At 69.1% G+C, this 17,722-nt stretch carries 14 protein-coding genes; 9 read left to right on the top strand and 5 right to left on the bottom strand.

The annotated features are described in order from the left end of the window. The first annotated feature begins 164 nt into the window (after window positions 1–164). The 4 genes from AB0E63_RS31175 (at window position 165) to AB0E63_RS31160 (ending at window position 7,782) form a co-directional block, all read left to right on the top strand. On the top strand, window positions 165–3,149 hold the full coding sequence (locus AB0E63_RS31175; RefSeq protein ID WP_360374210.1) for a type 2 lanthipeptide synthetase LanM family protein: 2,985 nt from the start codon (window positions 165–167) through the stop codon (window positions 3,147–3,149). Then, window positions 3,146–3,355 (top strand): hypothetical protein, encoded by a 210-nt coding sequence (locus AB0E63_RS31170; RefSeq protein ID WP_360374208.1) that lies wholly within the window; start codon window positions 3,146–3,148, stop codon window positions 3,353–3,355. Before AB0E63_RS31175 ends, AB0E63_RS31170 begins: the two co-directional genes overlap by 4 nt. A gap of 103 nt (window positions 3,356–3,458) precedes the next feature. After that, the gene (locus AB0E63_RS31165; protein ID WP_360374206.1) at window positions 3,459–6,380 is read left to right on the top strand and encodes an AAA family ATPase; all 2,922 of its coding nucleotides are present in this window, start codon (window positions 3,459–3,461) and stop codon (window positions 6,378–6,380) included. Between the two features lie 172 nt (window positions 6,381–6,552). Beyond that, a complete protein-coding gene (locus tag AB0E63_RS31160; protein WP_360374204.1) occupies window positions 6,553–7,782 on the top strand; it encodes an ROK family transcriptional regulator in 1,230 nt (409 codons plus the stop codon). Here the strand turns inward: AB0E63_RS31160 and AB0E63_RS31155 are convergent. Next, window positions 7,775–8,530: an alpha/beta hydrolase gene (locus tag AB0E63_RS31155; protein ID WP_360374202.1), complete on the bottom strand. Its 756-nt coding sequence runs from the start codon at window positions 8,528–8,530 to the stop codon at window positions 7,775–7,777. The genes AB0E63_RS31160 and AB0E63_RS31155 overlap by 8 nt on opposite strands. Before the next feature lie 104 nt (window positions 8,531–8,634). Here AB0E63_RS31155 and AB0E63_RS31150 point away from each other — a divergent pair, with 104 nt between their 5' ends. Both AB0E63_RS31150 and AB0E63_RS31145 read left to right on the top strand, forming a co-directional pair. After that, on the top strand, window positions 8,635–9,567 hold the full coding sequence (locus AB0E63_RS31150) for a transposase (RefSeq protein ID WP_360374200.1): 933 nt from the start codon (window positions 8,635–8,637) through the stop codon (window positions 9,565–9,567). Beyond that, window positions 9,548–9,814, top strand: a complete 267-nt coding sequence (locus AB0E63_RS31145) for a zinc ribbon domain-containing protein (RefSeq protein WP_360374198.1) — start codon at window positions 9,548–9,550, stop codon at window positions 9,812–9,814. The genes AB0E63_RS31150 and AB0E63_RS31145 overlap by 20 nt, the downstream gene beginning before the upstream one ends. Window positions 9,815–9,853: 39 nt before the next feature. Here AB0E63_RS31145 and AB0E63_RS31140 read toward each other — a convergent pair whose 3' ends face one another. Then, window positions 9,854–10,540, bottom strand: coding sequence for a DUF998 domain-containing protein (locus AB0E63_RS31140; protein WP_360374196.1), 687 nt, complete (start codon window positions 10,538–10,540; stop codon window positions 9,854–9,856). Window positions 10,541–10,625: 85 nt separating this feature from the next. Between AB0E63_RS31140 and lysX the strand changes: the two genes are divergently transcribed. Together lysX and AB0E63_RS31130 are read left to right on the top strand one after the other, a co-directional pair. Next, window positions 10,626–14,006: a bifunctional lysylphosphatidylglycerol synthetase/lysine--tRNA ligase LysX gene (gene lysX, locus AB0E63_RS31135; RefSeq protein WP_360374194.1), complete on the top strand. Its 3,381-nt coding sequence runs from the start codon at window positions 10,626–10,628 to the stop codon at window positions 14,004–14,006. Between the two features lie 136 nt (window positions 14,007–14,142). Further along, window positions 14,143–14,979, top strand: a complete 837-nt coding sequence (locus AB0E63_RS31130; protein WP_360374192.1) for a hypothetical protein — start codon at window positions 14,143–14,145, stop codon at window positions 14,977–14,979. On the opposite strand, the gene AB0E63_RS31125 is transcribed toward AB0E63_RS31130, so the two are convergent. Together AB0E63_RS31125 and AB0E63_RS31120 are read right to left on the bottom strand one after the other, a co-directional pair. Beyond that, a complete protein-coding gene (locus tag AB0E63_RS31125) occupies window positions 14,973–15,158 on the bottom strand; it encodes a ribbon-helix-helix domain-containing protein (RefSeq protein ID WP_360374190.1) in 186 nt (61 codons plus the stop codon). The genes AB0E63_RS31130 and AB0E63_RS31125 overlap by 7 nt on opposite strands. 225 nt (window positions 15,159–15,383) lie before the next feature. Continuing rightward, on the bottom strand, window positions 15,384–16,016 hold the full coding sequence (locus AB0E63_RS31120; protein ID WP_360374188.1) for a hypothetical protein: 633 nt from the start codon (window positions 16,014–16,016) through the stop codon (window positions 15,384–15,386). Between the two features lie 178 nt (window positions 16,017–16,194). On the opposite strand from AB0E63_RS31120, the gene AB0E63_RS31115 reads away from it, so the two are divergent. After that, window positions 16,195–16,875: an alpha/beta hydrolase gene (locus AB0E63_RS31115; RefSeq protein ID WP_360374186.1), complete on the top strand. Its 681-nt coding sequence runs from the start codon at window positions 16,195–16,197 to the stop codon at window positions 16,873–16,875. Here the strand turns inward: AB0E63_RS31115 and AB0E63_RS31110 are convergent. Then, on the bottom strand, window positions 16,868–17,698 hold the full coding sequence (locus tag AB0E63_RS31110) for a helix-turn-helix transcriptional regulator (protein ID WP_360374184.1): 831 nt from the start codon (window positions 17,696–17,698) through the stop codon (window positions 16,868–16,870). The two genes, AB0E63_RS31115 and AB0E63_RS31110, sit on opposite strands and share 8 nt — an antisense overlap. Window positions 17,699–17,722: the final 24 nt, after the last annotated feature.

Here is a 17,722-nt window from a genome sequence, read left to right as displayed (position 1 = left end):
CCGCTCGGCCGGGAGCTGCTGCCGCGGGGTGGTCAACCCCCAGTCGTCACCCCGCGGCAGGCACCGCCTGGCCGGGTCCGGCCACCGTTGTCACCCGCTCCCAGCACAAATATGGGGGCTGCTTACCCATGCCCGGACCCATCCGCCGATGGCAGCCTGTCCGCGTGCTCAACTCAGCGACCGCCGGGCGGACCCGGACCAGCCAGAGGAACTACTGGTGGTCCGCGGGCATGCGCCCGCAGGAGCTGACCCAGTCAGCACCGGCCTGGGCCGAGTACGTGGAGCGCAGTACGTCCCTCCCACCGAGCGCGCCTGCCGCCGGTCGAGGCCCTGCAGGGACCGGTGTCATCGGCGGCCACACATCAGGTGGGGCGGCAGAGGCAACGGGTGGGTCCGACTGGCGGCAGGCGCTTATGCGTTGCCTTGAGCCCCTGCTCGCCGCCGCCCGTCGCGATCTCGCCGCCGCCGGCCACACCGGTGTCCTGACCGAGCAGTTCCTGCAGCGGCTCGGGCTGCGGCTGGTGAAGCTGGCCGCGCGGACGCTGGTGCTCGAGCTCGCCCGCGCCCGGGACCGCGGTGAGCTGGCCGGTGACACCCCGGCCGAACGTTTCCTGGACTTCACCCACCGGCTCGTCGGAGGGAGCGAGCTGGCGGGGTTCCTGGCCGCTTACCCGGTGCTGGCCCGGGTCCTGGGCGAGTCGTGCCGGCAGGGAGTCGAGGGTCACCTCGAACTACTCGCACGACTCGCCGCGGACCGTGAGTCGCTCGTCACCGGGCTGCTGGACGGCCGTGATCCCGGCGCGCTGACCGCCATCGCGCCCGGTGGCGATCCGCACCGTGGTGGGCGATGCACGGCGACCCTCACCTTCGCGGACGGGCGGCGACTCGTCTACAAACCCCGGTCGCTCGACCTGCACCGGCACTTCAACGAGTTCGTCCACTGGCTGAACGACAAGACCGGTCTGGACATCCGCACGGTCGACCAGCTGACCCGCGAGGGCTATGGCTGGCTGGAGTACGTCGTACACGGGCCCTGTGAGGATCTGGCCGGCGTACGGCGCTTCTACCACCGGCAGGGCGCTCTCCTGGCACTGCTGTACGTGCTCGACGGCACTGACATGCACTACGAGAACCTGATCGCAGTCGGCGATCAGCCGGTCCTCGTGGATGTGGAGACGCTGTTCCATCCCAGTCACACTCCGGTGGGCTCGCTCAGTCGCGACCCCGCGCATCGCGCGCTCCTGAGCTCGGTCTACCGCACTGCGCTGTTGCCACTGTTGGTCAGCGGCGAACATGGCGTGGCGGATATGTCCGGGCTGGGCGGTGACGCGGATGAGACCACGCCCATGGACGTGGTCGACTGGGCCGACGCCGGCTTGGACTCGATGCACCTGGTCAGGCGTCCCGGCCGGACGCAGAGCGGCGCCAACCGACCGTTGCTCGACGGCGCCGTCATCGAACCGCGAGACCACGAGAACGCTGTGCTCACAGGGTTCCGGGCCGCGTACGAGGCGATCGCCTGGCATCGCGACGAGCTGATCGGACCGGATGGCATGGTGACCCGGTGCGCCGCGGACCAGATCAGGTTCGTACCGCGGAACACCAGTCTCTACACAGGTCTCCTCGACGAGTCGACGCATCCCGACGCACTGCGCGACGCAGCCGGTCGCAGTGAATTGCTCGACCTGTTGTGGGACGCCGACGAGTCGCTGCGCCAAGTGGTGCCATACGAGCTGGCCGACCTGTGGGCGGGCGACGTACCGCTCTTCACTGCTCGCCCGGACAGCCGTGACGTCTGGTCCTCCGACGGCACCCGCATCCCCGACGTCCTGGTCACGGAAGGTCTGGCCGCGGTCGAGGCGAAGATCAAGAGCCTCGGCGACATCGACGAGCATCGGCAGAAGTGGATGATCTCCGCATCGCTCGCCACCCGTCCGGAGCCGGTCGTGCACACCACCGCAGCGAGCAGGCCCGGACTCGGTGCCACCGAGGCGGACCCCGAATGCCTGCTGGCCGCGGCGACCGACATCGCCGACGAGATCGTCGCGCAGGTGATCAGCGAACCCAGCGGTGCGGCCAACTGGCTCGGTCTCGAACTGCTCGACGACCACCACTGGGCCATCAGGCCAATGGGTGCCGGCCTTTCCAACGGCTACACCGGTACGGCGCTCTTCCTCGCACAGGTCGGTGTCCTCACCGGAGCGCAGAAGTACTGCGAACTCGCGCGCGATGCGATCCGTCCGATCCCGCAGTTGCTGGAGGCCCTGGCCACGGACCTGGAGTCCGCGCAACTGGTCGGCCCTGGCTTCCATGGACTCGGTGGCATCAGCTACGGCCTGAACCGACTGTCCACACTGCTCGGCGACTCCAACCTCACCACCTGGCTGGCTGCGTCCCTGGAGCTCACCGAGCAGCTCATCCCGGAGCCCACCGAGTTCCCGACGTACGCCGAGGGCGCGGCCGGCGGACTCGCCGCCATGCGCGGTATCGAGGGTCTCCCGGTCACCAGCCGGCTGGCCCAGCGGTACGCCGACGAACTGGTGACCACTGTGGAACTCGGCGTACGTCACGGCCGGGGCGCACAGCACTACGGCTTCGCTCGTGGCTACCAAGGCATCGCGTGGTCTCTCGGCCAGTACGGCGTACCGGGTGACAAGTACCTGGATGCCGCGCGGACGGCAGCCGATCTGGATCGGGTGGACCGGCCCAGCGGCCATGGCTGGTGCTCGGGCGACGCCGGGACCGCACTGGCCCGACTGACGGCCGGAGTACCCGCGGACCTCGACGCCTACCTGAGGGCCGCAACAGAACGTCCGGTGCTCGCAGACCTGAGTCTGTGTCATGGCGAGCTCGGCGCGGTCGAGCCACTGGCGTGGCTGACCGAACACGATCATCCAGCCGTTGAGGGAGTACGGCGACGCCGTGCCGGGCTGGTGCTCGCAGCACTACAGCAGTACGGACCACAGTGCGGGACACCGCGGGCGGTTCCATCTCCAGGCCTGCTGACCGGTCTGGCGGGAATCGGCTACGGCCTGCTCCGGCTGGCGTTCACCGAACGCGTTCCGTCCGTGCTGCTCCTCGAACCATCCACCGGGTCGAAGCGCCCACCACTGCGCCGAAACCCACACAGCGACAGGGGAAGAGCATGACCGCCCAGAACCACGCAGCACAGCCCGACGTCCAGTCCACCACCCCGGACACGACCGACCCGCTCGGCCCGATCACGTTGCCGAAGCGCACCAAGATCGGTGCTCGCGCATTGGCCCTGGTCGGAACCGTGGGAATGAGCACGTTCGCGGTCGCGGCCATCAGCAACGACGTTGCCAGCACCTGGCCGACCATCAGTGTCAACTGATCGAGCGAACGCTTGAACCGCGAGGTCAGTCGGTCACCGGAATGACCGACTGGCCTCGCTGACTCGCTGCGGCGGCAACGATCCCTCGTTAGAGTTGGCAAGCATGCAGACCCGTTCACCCACAGTGGTCGGCAGGGACGAGGAGATCGATCATCTCCATCGCCTGCTGGCCGCGGCCCGAAGCGGTCGAGGGGGTGCGGTCTTTCTCGTCGGCGAACCCGGCATCGGCAAGAGCCGGCTGGCCGCTGTGGCCACCACCAAGGCCCTGGACGACGCGATGGCGACCCTGCGCGGCCGGGTCGGAGCCATCGGTGCGATGGTCGCGTTCCGCCCTTTCACCGAAGCTTTGCTCTCGCTCATCCGCCGTGGCGAGATGCCCCCGGCGGACGGGCTCGGCCCCTACCGCCAAGTGCTCGGCCGACTGGTCCCGGAGTGGGACGACGGTACGGCGCACGACACCGCGACCTCGACCGTGGTCCTCGGCGAGGCCGTCCTGCGGCTACTCGCGTTGGTCGCCAAGGACCGTGGATGCCTGCTAGTCCTGGAGGACCTGCACGGCTCCGATCCCGAGACACTGGCAGTGATCGAGTACCTGCTCGACAACCTGGATGACCAGCCGATCGCTTTGGTCGCGACCCTGCGCTCGGAGACCTGCGCGGCGCTCGAGCTCGCCAGGCTGTCGGTCCAGCGCGGCACGGCCGAGCTGATCGAGTTGCAGCCGTTGGACCGGACCCAGGTCGGCGAGCTGGCGGCGGGCTGCCTCGAGGTGCCGCCCAGCGGCGTGCCCGATGCTTTGGTCGACGGACTGTGGCGTGACAGCGCCGGAATCCCTTTTATCGTTGAGGAATTGCTGCAGGAGGCCAGCCGGACCGGACAGCTGTCCAAGGCCGACGGAGATGTGCAGGTCGTCGACGGACTGCACACGAATGTGCCCGCGGCCGTTGTCCGGAGCATCAGTAGCCGCACCGACCAGCTCGGACCGCAGTCACGCGACCTGCTCGTGCTGGCCGCGGTGATCGGCCACCGTTTTCCGCTGAGCGTCGTACGCAAGGCCACTGGGACCGATGAACGGTTGCTGCTGGCCACACTGCGGGCCGGCCTGGCGGCGCAGTTGGTCGGACCGGACGAGCCGGTGCCGGACTGGTATGCATTTCGCCACCCCCTCACCGCCGACGCCTTGCTGGCTGGGCTGACACCGACAGAGCGGTCCACCCTCGCGAGGCGGTGCGCGGACGCCATCGAGGAGCTGCACCCGGGTCTGCCCGGTGAGTGGTGTCCGATGGTCGCGGAGCTTGCCGAGACCGGTGGTGACATGGCCCGGGCCGGACGGCTGTTCGCGATGGCCGGCCGACGGTCCTTCGACGAAGGGTCGATGGCCTCGGCGGTGAATCTACTGGAGCGCTCGAACGCTTTGCTGGCAGGCGATCCGGACACCATCAGCCGGGCCGAGGTGCTGTGTTCGTTGCTGATCGCACTGGGCGAGACCGGACAGTTCGAGACCAGCGCCGCCCACGCCGCGACGATCGAGGAGCTGGCCGACCGCAACCTGGACAGTCGCAAGGTCGCCGCGCTCCACGTCCAGCTGGCCAACCTCGAACACATGGCCGGTCGCTGGTCGGCCGCCCTGACCCAGGTCGCGACCGCCCGGACGCTGCTCGGCATCGACGCGGGTGACGCCGACCTCGCGCCGGTCGACGCGATCGCCGCCAACCTCGAGCTGGCCCGTTCGAGCCCCGGCCGACTGAAGGCGGCGACCGAGCTGGCGACCCGTGCGGCCGAGGCCGCCGAACGCGCCAAGCTGCCCGCGGTGGCCTGCGACTCCCTGCAATTGCTGGGGATTCTAGCCCGCGAGCACGACCTCGATCAGTCGATCGACTACTTCCATCGGGCCCGGCAGGTCGCCGAGGAACACGGGATGACGTTCCAGCGGGTGTGTTCGCACATCTTCCAGGCCGGGACGATCTGCCTGGCGAACGGGAGCATCCTCGAGCTGGAGCGAGCCCGGCAACAGGCGTTGCGGATCGGCGCGATCCCGCTGGTGTACGAGGTCGACGGGATCCTCGGCCAGCAGGCGATCCTGCGGGCCGAGTACGACAAGGCCGCCGCGATCATCGACGAGTGCCTCGAGGTCACCCGGCGACTGCGGATGGGCCGGTCGGCGACGTACTTCCTGTCCACCAAGGCGATTCTCGAGGCGCACCGCGGCCGGCGGACCGCCATGGAGCAGACGCTCGCCGAAGTCGCCAGCTGGGGTGGCGAGCGCGCGTCGTACGAGCTGCCGTACTCCTACGGCCTGGCCCGCGCGTTCTGCGCACTCCTGGAGGAGAACCGCGAGCTGGCCGACTCCGACCTGGCCCAGGCCCTCGCGTACGACGCTCAGAACCCGACCACCTTCCATACCTCGGGCAAGAACGGGCTGGGCCTGTTACTAGGCGTACTGTCCGGCCGGAACAGCTGGGCGCACTTCGAGGCGGTCACTGCGACGGCCGGCAGTGGGATGCGATGGAACAAGCAGTTCGTCCAGTTCGCCCACGCCGTACTGCTCGGGCGGGACGGGCAGGTGGAGGCAGCCAACGACAAGGTGGCGGAGGCGCTGGAGACCGCGTCGCTCTACCCCCTGGCGCGCTACCTCGGGCTGCGGATGGTGGCGGAGCCGGCGCACGCGGACGGGTGGGGTGAGCCGGTGGCGTGGTTGCGGCAGGCCGAGGACTACTTCCACAACGCTGACATCCAGCCTGTGGCCAGTGCGTGCCGGAGTCTGCTGCGGCAACTCGGGGCGACCGTGTCGCAGCGGCGGAGTGGGATCGAGCAGGTGCCCCCGAACCTGCGGCAGCTCGGTATCACCAGCCGCGAGTACGAGGTGTGCCGCTTACTCGTGGACCGGATCGGCAACAAGTCGATCGCGTCCCGGCTGCACATCTCGCCACGGACCGTGGAGAAACACGTGGCCAGCCTGATGACCAAGACGCAGCAACCCGATCGGGAGGCGCTGAGCAGTTTCGCCCGGACGGTGGTCCAGGACTGACGGTGGCAGTGACCTTTTTTGGCACTGGTGCGTGTGCTGGAACATCGGGCGGCCGGAGGGTGATAGTTGTCGACTCACGCATCGGCGACCGCCCGCCGCGCGGTACAAGATCACACGTAATTTATGAACGCTCGCTATCTATACTGGGCGGGTGGCAGGCAAGGGGTCGGACATGAGCAAGGGAACGGTCGGCGGCGGCGGTACGACGATGCTGCGGCGGATCAACGTGGCTGCGGTCCTGGATGCGGTACGACGGTCCGCGCCCGCACCGCTGCGCGTCGCCGAACTGGTCGAACGGACTGGCCTGGCCAGACCGACCGTCGCCCAGGCTGTCGACGAGCTGCTGGACGCGGGCTGGCTGCAGCAGCACGGCCCGGACTCCGCCGACCGTTCACTCGGTCGCCCGGCCATCCGCGTCTCACTCCGCGGACGTGCGGCACCGGTGCTCGGCCTGGACGTCGGCCCGCACCGAGTGACCGTGGGTGTCTCCGACCTCGCGGGCCGCAAGCTCGCCCTGGTACGGCGCTCCGGTCCCGGCTGGACCGCGCAGCAACTGCTCGGGGTCATCAGCGAGGTGATCACCGAGGCGCTCGCCGAGGCCGAAGTGCCGGCCGAGGACATCGCAGCCGCGGTCGCCGCCAGCCCGGGCATCGTGGACGAGCACACCGGCCGGGTCCAGCTGGTCCCGAGTGTGCCGGGCTGGTCCGCGGTCGACCTGATCAAGCATGTCCGCGGGCTGCTCGACTGCCCGGTCATGCTCGACAACGACGCCAACCTGGCCGCGCTGGCCATCGCGGCCGCTCGTGGCGGCACGGGCACGCTGCTGGCCGTCCAGTGGGGTGAGCGGCTCGGTGCCGGCATCGTCATCGACGGCCGCCTGCACCGCGGCACCGGAGCGGCAGGTGAGATCGGCTTCATCGCCACCGCCCCGGACGACGTCATCAACCCCGAGGACAGCCGGGGCCCGCTGGAACGCGCGGTCGGCTCGGAGGCGATCGCAGCACTCGGCCGCCAGGCCGCACTGGACAACCCACAGTCCCGTCTGGCCGAGCTGGGCGGAGAGCAGCTCGACACGGCCGATGTGTTCGCGGCCGCGGCAGAGCGCGACCCGGTGGCTCAGGCGGTCGTGCAGCGAGTCGCCGGGGACTTCGCCCGCGCTCTCGCCCCCGCCGTACTGGTGCTGGACCCGACGGCTGTGGTGATCGGTGGCGGTGTGGCCCGGGCGGGTGCGGTACTGCTGGACGCCATCTCGGACCAGCTGCGGCTGCTGACGCTCAACCACCCGAAGCTGGAGCTGTCCGCCCTGGCTGAGGACGCCGTGGTCACCGGTGCGATGCGGATGGCCCTCGACGAGGTCTGGCAGCGCAAGCTCCCGACCCCCGCCCTGACGAGCACTACCTAGTCGTCCGGACGGCCGAGGCGATGGCGTCCGGTCGGTCCAGGTGGACGAGGTGGGCCGAGTCCGGCAGCACCTCGACCGTGCCGCGCAGCGGGTCGGCCAGTCGTCGCTGGCCCGCGAGCCAGCGGTCCGCGGTGAACCGTGAGCTGCCGCCGGTCGCGACCAGCAGTACCGGCGGCGCGACCGCACTGACCGGCGCGGCGACCAGTTTGGCGACCTCGGCGGCCAGCTTCCAGCTGCTCGCCAGGTCGTCCCAGAACAGCAGCCAGGACGACGCCGCGCCGTACCGGGCCCTGGCGGTTGCCTTCGACAACAGGTCGTGATTGGTCACGCTGCCGATCCGGACGAACAGCCGCCGCAGCGTCGGACCGAGCACCTGCGGTCCGCCGATCCGCCCGAGGAACCGCAGGAACGCCCGCACCGCCCGGTCACCACGCGTCCCCGGGTAGAGCCACCGCAACCCGGTCTCCGAGGTCAGGCTGGTGTCGACGAGCACGAGCCTGGTCACCTCGAGCGGCCGGGTCAGGGCCCAACGCAACGCCGCCAGCCCGCCGATCGAATGCCCGACCAGACCGATCTCCGCTTCCGCCGGTACGCCGGTCGCCGTCCGGAGCTCGTCGACGTCGGAGGTGATCGGCGTACGCCAGGGATCGATGACGCGGAGGTCCTCCCCCGGCAACAGGTCGACGACCCGGGCGAACTCCTCGGGAGTCTCGGCCAGGCCGGGCAGCACGATCCAGATCACGGTCATCGAGGCCTCCGGAGGTCAGCCCGTCCTTCAGCGTGGGGAGGAGTTCCAAGTGGCCCGCAGCGCTTGCGCTGGAACTGTCGGTTCTGGGTGATTGGGTCGAGGGCATGACCCGCTTCCGTCTGACCCCGACACCGGCGCAGGAATCTGCGTTGCTGAGACAGTGCCGGCACGCACGGTTCGTGTGGAACCTCGCGCTTGAGCAGTGGGCCATGTGGTCGCGGGGTCGGCGTAGTTACCCACCGAGGTACATTGAGCAGGCTCGGCAGTTGACCGAGGCGCGAGCCGGCAACGGATGGTTGCGCGCCGGGTCGCAGACAGTGCAGCAGCAAGCCTTGCGGGATTTCGATCAGGCAGTGGCCAACTTCTTTGCAGGTACGCATGACCGTCCGACGTGGCGCAAGGCCGGTGTGCACGAGGGTTTCCGGGTCGTCGGACCGCAAGCTCGGCGAGTGGAGCGTCTCAGCCGTCGATTGGCCCGTGTACTGATTCCGAAAGTGGGTTGGGTCAAGTTTCGTCTCTCCCGGGCAGCGCCGGAGGCGAAGTCGTACCGGATCACCCTCGACCGCGCCGGCCGCTGGCACATCGTGTTCGCCGTCATCCCGGACTCGATCCGCGGTCCAGGCACTGGTGAGGTTGTCGGACTGGACCGTGGGGTCGCCGTGTCCGCCGCTTTGTCGACCGGTGAGCTCATGCAGTGCCCTGGACTGCGGCCAGGGGAGGCGCGACGGCTGTTGCGCCTCCAACGCAGGTTCTCTCGTGCACAACGTGGCTCGAACCGCCGCGCCAGGGTCAAAGCCGATATCGCGAGACTGAAGGCGCGGGCCGCGGACCGTCGCAAGGACTGGGTGGAGCAGATTAGTACCGCCCTCGCGCGCCGGTTCGACGTAATCCGCGTTGAAGACCTCCGCATCCGCCAGATGACCCGCAGCGCCAAGGGTACGGTCGAGAATCCTGGGCGGAACGTGCGCGCCAAGGCCGGCCTGAACCGGGGGATCCTCTCCCAAGGGTGGGGGATGCTTGTCGAGCGACTTGAGTAAGGCTGCGGGCCGCGTCGAGCGAGTCCGAGCCGCCTACACCTCGCAGACGTGTTCGTGCTGCGGGACCGTGGATCGGGATTCGCGCGAGAGCCAAGCCGCGTTCCGGTGCCGGTCCTGCGGGTACACCGCAAACGCTGACGTGAACGCAGCCATCAACATCGCGGCAGGACGTGCCGTGACAGCGCGTGGAGCCGACGCAGTCCCATCGGCGGTGAAGCGTGAACCTCAACTCACTACCTCCGCGTAAATGGGCTGGAATCCCCGCCGTCTCACGGCGAGGAGGACGTCAACGAGGGAAAGCCTGCCTGAGACCAGGGAGCACTGTCGCCAACATTAAGCAGACCAGCAGCACCGAGACTCGCTGGAGGATGCCCGGCGCATGCAGATCGTCGCCGGTGAGCACCTCGACCCCGGTCTCGATCCCGAGCCACGTCTGCGTCACCGCGACTCCAGCAGCCAGTACGGCGACCACCCGGTCCCACACACCACCCCAGCCGAGCCGGCGCAGGACGAGCACCGCGAAGATGCCGATGGCGATGCTGCCGAGACCGGCCACGGTGGAAGTGACCTCATGCAGTACCAGCGCAGCGCCGGCCTGACCGTTGGCCTCAGCCGCCCGGCACGCCGCGCTCACAGAGGGAGCGCAGTCCATCGGCGAGAACGAGTCGAACAGCGTGCCCGCGCCGAAAACCGCCGCACTGATCAGCAAGCCGGCCAGGTCCCGGTGCAGCCGGGCGGCGCCCCGGCCGAGGATCGCCGCGATCAAGAGCAGAGCGCCCGCACCGAGATCCATCGCCCGTGCGTACGGGCTGGTGGCCTGGTCCAGGGCGCCGAGTTCGCTGAGAAACGACTGATGAACGTCCAGCGGGAATCCGGCCGCCGCCTCCAGCAGAAGGCTGCAGTAGAGCACGCCGGCGGCGATCATCACGTTGCGCAGCAGGCGATACGGGACGGCGACGGCTGCGGCTCTCACACCGGCAAGCCTGGCACGTCAACCAAAGTATTGACTGTGGCGTCAGCTATACCGTCGAGGTAGACCTAGGTCGACCGAAGTCGTGATGAACAAGTGGGATGATCGCTTGGTGCGGCCGGAACAGCAGGAAGTGATCCCCGCGTGGAAGCATCGCGCCGCGGTCTGGGTGGGCCGCGTCGTCGTGGTTGCCTCGGTGTGGTCGTTCGTGGCGATCCCGCTGCACGTTTTCGCCCCGGCGTACGTGAAACGCGTCGACATGGCGTTCGACTTCTTCGGCATTCCGGCCGGGCACACGTTCTTCTCCGCTGTCTACCTGGCCGTCGTCGGCAGCGCGCTGCTGCGGGGCAAGCGCGCGGCGCTGCTCTGGGTGCTGTGGGTCTTCCAGGCGCTGTGGCTGCTCGCGCAGATCGCGGGGATCGCGTTCACCAGTGTCCGGCTGGCGAACCCCAACGACGCCGAACTGCTCCGGGACTTCGGTCCGGCCAGTGTCCAGGACCTCGAGTGGGGCATCGTCCAGGTGATCGTGGTGGCCGCGATCATCGTGCTGCTGTGGAACATCCGCGCCGCCTTCCCGGCCCGGCTCGCGCCGGGCACCCGGCGGCTCGCGATCGGCGCGCTCGTCCTCGGCCTGCTGATCTCGATCGCGGTCAGCATCACGCTGACCCAGGTCTTCCCGCGGACGCTGAGCGGTCAGCGGCAGAAGATCGGCTGGGCCGTGATCGCCGCGCTCGGACAGTCCCGCAGCAAGATGGGCGGGCACGAGGGCCACGGCTGGATCGGGCTGTCGGTCGGCGCGATCTCGGCCGCCTCACTGGTGATCGCGTTCTGGATCTTCCTCCGCTCGGTCCGCCGGGTCCGCTACCTGACCCAGCCCGAGGAGCTCGAGGTACGCCGCCTGCTCCTGCTGCACGGCGAGCGGGACTCCCTCGGGTACTTCGCCACCCGCCGGGACAAGGCGGTCGTCTTCGCCCCCGGCAACGACGCCGCGATCGCCTACCGGGTGGTCAACGGGGTCAGCCTGGCCAGTGGTGATCCCCTGGGTGATCCGGCCGCCTGGCCGGCCGCGATCCAACGCTGGCTGGCCGAGGCACGTACGTACGGCTGGTCGCCGGCTGTTCTCTCGGCGAGCGAGGAGGCCGCCCACGCGTACGTCGATGCCGGCCTGCGCGCGCTGTCGATGGGTGATGAGGCGATCATCGACGTCGCCGACTTCACGCTCGAGGGCCGGACGATGCGGCCGGTCCGGCAGGCGGTCACCCGGGTCCAGCGAGCCGGCTACCACGCGGAAGTCGTCCGGGCCGGTGACCTGTCTCCGCAGGTTCTGACGGAGTATGTGCATCTCGCCGAGAAATGGCGTGGGGCGCGGACCGAGCGTGGGTTCTCGATGGCGCTCGGGCGGCTCGGCGATCCGGCCGACGCGCGGTGCGTGATGGTGATCGCGCGCGACGCGGACGGGGTCGTTCGTGGGCTGCTGTCGTTCGTGCCGTGGGGTGTCCGGGGTGTCTCGCTGGACCTGATGCGGCGCGATCCGGAGTCCGTGAACGGGTTGATGGAGTTCATGGTGACCTCACTCGTGGACGCCTGCGGCGATCTCGGACTGCATCGCATCTCGCTGAACTTCGCCATGTTCCGGGAGATCTTCAGCGATGCCGAGCGGGTCGGCGCCGGGCCTGTGCTGCGACTGACCAGCGCGCTGCTCACCGCGGCCTCGCGGTTCTGGCAACTGGAGAGTCTCTACCAGTCGAACGAGAAGTACTTGCCGCGTTGGTCGCCGAGGCTGATCTGCTACTCCCGCGGGGCGTCGCTCGCCCACGTGCTGCTGGCGGCCGGGACCGCGGAAGGATTCCTGCCCGCGCCTCGGCCGTGGACGCGGGTGGACAGTGCCGAAACGGCCGATCGGCACGCGATCATGGCGGCCGACGGTGGTCACTTCGCGTCCGCCGTACGTCAACTGGAGGATGAGCTGCTGCGGCCGGCGCTGCCCGATCGCAAGCTCACCGAGCAGGAACGGATCCGCCGGATCAAGCTCGCCGAGCTCGTTGCCGCTGGCATCGATCCGTACCCGGTCGGGGTGCCGCGGACGGAGACGCTGGAGCGGGTCCGCGAACTGCACGACAACCTGCCGCCCGATCACCACACCGGTGAGACGGTGTCCGTGACCGGCCGGGTGATGCGGATGCGGAACCACGGCGGCCTGGCGTTCGCGCAACTGCAGGACGGGCTGGCCCAGCTGCAGGTAATGCTGACGGCCGATGCGTGTGGCGACGTACCCCTCGACCAGTGGCGACGGCTGGTGGACATCGGCGACCATGTCAGCGTCACCGGCGAGGTGGTGACGAGTCGGCGCGGCGAGCTGTCGATCGCGGCGACCTCGTGGTTGATGGCCGCGAAGTGTCTGCACCCCCTGCCGGACAAGCGGAAGGGGTTCACCGATCCGGAGGCGCGGGTCCGGCAGCGGCACATCGACCTGGTGATGAACCCGGACTCGCTGCGGATGATGCGGCACCGCAGCGCCGCGGTCCGGGCCCTGCGCAACGGTTTCGAGTCGCGCGGCTTCATCGAGGTGGAGACTCCGATGCTGCAGGCCGTGCACGGCGGGGCGAACGCGCGACCGTTCGCCACCCACATCAACGCCTACGACACCGAGCTGTTTCTGCGGATCGCGCCCGAGCTGTTCCTGAAGCGGCTCAGCGTCGGCGGGCTCGGTAAGATCTTCGAACTCAACCGGAACTTCCGCAACGAGGGTGCGGACGCGACCCACAACCCGGAGTTCACCTCGGTCGAGGCCTACCAGCCGTACGCCGACTATCACGTGATGCGCGAGCTCACCCGCGAACTGCTGATCGAGACCGCGACCGCGGTGTTCGGCAAGCCGATCGTCCGCCGGCCGGACGGCGACCTCGACATCTCCGGTGAGTGGCCGGTCGTCACCGTGCACGACGCGGTCGGCCGGGCCACGGGGACGACGCTCGACCCGGACACCCCGGCCGATCGACTCCGGGAGCTCTGCGCGGAGCACGGCGTACACGCGACCTTCGAGATGTCGGCCGGTGAGCTGATCCTGGAGCTGTACGACGAGCTCGTCGAGCCGAACACCACCGTGCCGACGTTCTACACCGACTTCCCGCTCGAGACGTCACCGCTGACCCGGAACCACCGCTCCGAACCACGCCTGGCCGAACGCTGGGACCTGGTCGCCTTCGGAGCCGAGATCGGTACGGCGTACTCCGAACTGGTCGACCCGGTCGAGCAACGCCGCCGCCTCACCGAACAGTCGCTGAAGGCAGCCGCCGGCGACCCGGAGGCGATGTCCCTCGACGAGGACTTCCTGACCGCGCTGGAGTACGCGATGCCTCCGACCGGCGGCCTCGGCATCGGCGTGGACCGGGTTCTGATGATGCTCACCGGCCAGAACATCCGCGCGACGCTCGCCTTTCCGTTCGTCCGCCCTGCTGTGCGGGACTAGCCCCTGTACCCTGTGCGGCACGGGGCTTTGGGGCGGACCTGGGGGGTAGTACATGAAGCGCTGTGCTGCGCTCTGCGCGGTGGTTGGAATGCTGGCTTGGATGGCCGGCTGTAGTGGCGCGCCGGAGGAGACTCCGGTGGCAGTGTCGACCGGTACGTCGGCCGCACCGGCGCCGGCGTCGTCGGTGCCACCGGCCGGGGTCACCGGGTCGACGGCGTACCAGGTGGAACTGACCAAGATCGAGAAGGGCCTGGCCGGTCAGCTGCGTGCGCTCACGCGGGTGCGGACCGCCGAGGGCCTGACCGACGCGATGACCACGCTCGCCGACTCCCTCACCGCGGCGTCGTCCCAGTTGGCCGGTCTCACGGTGAGCGGTCGGCTGACCGCCGTACACGAAGTCCTGCAGGACCGGCTCGCGGCGGCGGCCGAGTCCTTGTCGAACTCCGATCAGACCGAGCTCAACGCGCGCTGCGGTGGTGTCGCGTACACCTCGCAGAAGGTGCAGCGGAAGCTTCGCGCGGATCTGAGCGGCGCGATCCTGCCGTTGACGCGGCTGAAGCTCAAGTTCGGTGCGACGCTGCCCGATCCCGGACCGGAACCGGAGGCCGGGCGCCCCTCGAGCGGCAAGATCCTGGTCCGCGACGGCGAGGCGGGCACCGGCCGGCTGAAGATCACCAACGGTACGGCGGAAGACGTCGCGATCTCGGTCGTCACCGACGGGCAGCCGCCCGGAGCGCCGCACGTGATGATGTACATCCAGGCCGGCAAGACCGCGACCATCAGCCGGATCGGCGGCGCGTACCACGTTTACTTCAAGAGCGGCACGGACTGGAATCCCACTCGCCGCCAGTTCAGCGCGGACTGCTCGTTCCAGAAGTTCGACCAGGCCTTCGGCCGCGACCAGGGCTGGCAGATCAACCTAGAACCCACCGTCGGCGGCAACGCCAAAACCACCGAGGTCGAAGCCTACTGACCCGCGCCCTCGAAGGTCGGCCAGTCGAGCGCATCGTCCCAGACGCGGTTCGTCATCGCAGCCAGGTGGATGCCCTCACGGATGAGCTCTGCCGCCGGAATCCCGCGCCGACGAGCAGCATCCTTGATCAACGCCAGATCCTCTGGATCGACGTACACACTGGTGCGCTTCCTCGACACGTCCCAACTCTATGGCTTGATCTGCGGGGCATCAGCTCTAGCTCCTGCCGCCGGCTCTCGGGCGTCCACACCGTGGACACCATTCAAGGGGATCTCCCCTGATCTTGTGCCTTCTCCCCTGGTACACCAGCAGAGAAGGCACAACTGGAACGGATATCCCCTCGGATGGGAAACGCTCGGCCGCCCGGAGAGCCGCACCGGCAGCCGACCCCTGTCCAGGTCTAGCTACAGACCGAGTTTGTCCAGGAGGGAGCCGATGAGCCCGCCCAGAGATGGGTGGTCGGGGGGTGGGGGGTCTTCGGGGGTGGGGGGTGGGGTGGTTGGGGTGGTGCTGGTGGGCGGTGGGGTGGTGGGATTGCTGGTGGGGCCTGACGTGGGCTGGCTGGTGGGGGCGGTGGTGGTGCTGGTGGGTGGGGTTTGGGTGGCGACCGGGGTGGTGGGGTCGAACTGGTCGACGATCTGGGTCGTCGGGTTGCCCGGGGTGGCCGTGGACCAGGAGGTGGTGCCCGGCGGGACCGGGGCGGTGGTGGCGCCGGCGCCGGGGACGGTTGCTGTGGGCAACGCGGTCGGCGACGTGGTCGGGGTCGTCCCGGGGGCGGGCGTGCTGCCGCGCGGGATGGCCGGGACGTTCTGCGTCGGCTGACTGGGTTCGAGGCCGGCGACCGGGCTGGCCGGGTCGGGGCCGCCGCCGGGGAGCGGCAGGAACGACGCGCCGATCCGCGGTCCGCCGAGGAAGGCGACGAACGCGAGGACGAGGTAGAGCAGCAGCAGTGCGCCGGCACCGGTGGCGACCTGACGAAGTCGCCGCGGGTCCTGCCAAGGCGGGCGGCCGGGTGCCGTGGCAGCGAACGGTTTCACGGTCCCGGAGATTATCGGTTGAACCAGCGCTTGAAACAGCCCTTGGAAGAAATTCCACGCTAGATCGCAACTATTGGACACTCCGATACCTTCTACGCGACCGTAGGAATGCAGCGAGTTAGCTGATGGCGCGCCTACTTCTCTGCACTTGGGGATCCTCGTATGTCAGCCTGCTCCCATGGCTTTTCTGGTGCTGCTGCACGGCCTCGGTGCCAACGGACGAGTCTGGGACGCGTGGCCGCAACCGCGGTTCGCCCCCGACCTCCCCGGACACGGCACGGCTCCCGCGCTCCCGTTTTACAGCTTCGGTGAAATGGCCGCGGCGGTGGCGGACACCTTGGAGGTACGGCGCGATCTCGTCGTACTCGGGCATTCACTCGGCGGCGTGATCGCACTCGAGCTGGCGAATGGACGGTACGGCGTCGACGTGAGCCGGGTCGTCGCACTCGGGGTCAAGGTGACCTGGTCCGATGACGACCTGGGACGGGCGGCCGCTTTGGCGCAGAAGCCGGTCGCCTGGTTCGACGATCGCGCGGAGGCCGCGACCCGATTCCTCAAGATCTCCGGTCTGCAAGGACTTGTCGACCCGGCGGGCGCAGTCGTCGATCACGGCCTCCTGGAGGTCGACGGCCGGTGGCGACTCGCGATGGATCCAGGAACCTTCGGCGTCGGCGCACCGGACATGGCGACGCTGATCGCCGAGAGCAAGGCGGAGGTGATCCTCGCTCGCGGCGAGCGAGACCCGATGAACACCGACGCCGAACTCCACGCCCTGCACGACCAGGCCGTTACCCTGACCGGTCTCGGTCATAACGCGCAGGTCGAGAACCCGGAGGCCGTCGCAGCGCTGATCAGGTGAGTGCTTGGAGCCCGATAACTGACAGGAGGCGAAGCTTCTCCGCCGCCTCGGTGTTCGGCGCGGTCGTGTAGACGACCATACGGAGATCGCTGCCGGGCACCGTCAGTACGTCGCAGTCCACGACGAGGGAGCCGAGGTCCGGGTGGTTGATGGTCTTCTGCTCGGTCTGGTGGAAGCCGACGACGGGCTGATCCCAGAGCTGGGCGAAGTCGTCGTACCCGGCGCGAAGGTCGTCGATCAGCGCCCTGAGTTCCGGGTCGTGCGGATAGCGGGTGACGGAGGCGCGCAGGTCCGTCACCATCGCGATCCGGAAGCTCTGCCGCTGCTCGGGTGTCTGCACGACGCGGTCTCCCGGCGCCGCGTAGTGCCGCCAGAGGATGTTGCGCCACCGGCCCTGCCACTCGGACGGGTCCCCGATCAGCGCCGCGAAGAGCGGATTCCAGGTGATCACAGTCCAAGCCGCATCGCACACGCAGAGCGGTGCGCCTTCCAGTTGGTCGACCACCCGCTGCACACCAGGTGGGATGTACGCCGAGATCCGGCCGGGTGACGGTTCCACCTGACCCGCGAGCACGAACAGATGGTTGCGTTCGGCATCGGACAGCCGGAGCGCCCGGGCCAGCGCGGTCAGCACCTGCACCGACGGCGAGTCCGAGCGGCCTTGCTCGAGGCGGACGATGTAGTCGACCGAGAGCCCGGCGAGGTGCGCCAGTTCCTCCCGCCGCAGCCCCGGCGCGCGCCGCTTCCCGCCGGCAGACAGACCGACCGCGTCCGGCGTCACCCGATCGCGCCACGCGTGCAGTGTCCGGCCAAGCTCGCTCACACCCCCAGTATTCCGTCCGCCGGC

Source organism: Kribbella sp. NPDC026596, assembly GCF_040638415.1.
Taxonomy (GTDB): domain Bacteria; phylum Actinomycetota; class Actinomycetes; order Propionibacteriales; family Kribbellaceae; genus Kribbella.
Note: the sequence above shows the minus strand (reverse complement) of the source record. Positions and strands in the feature narration are given on the sequence as shown.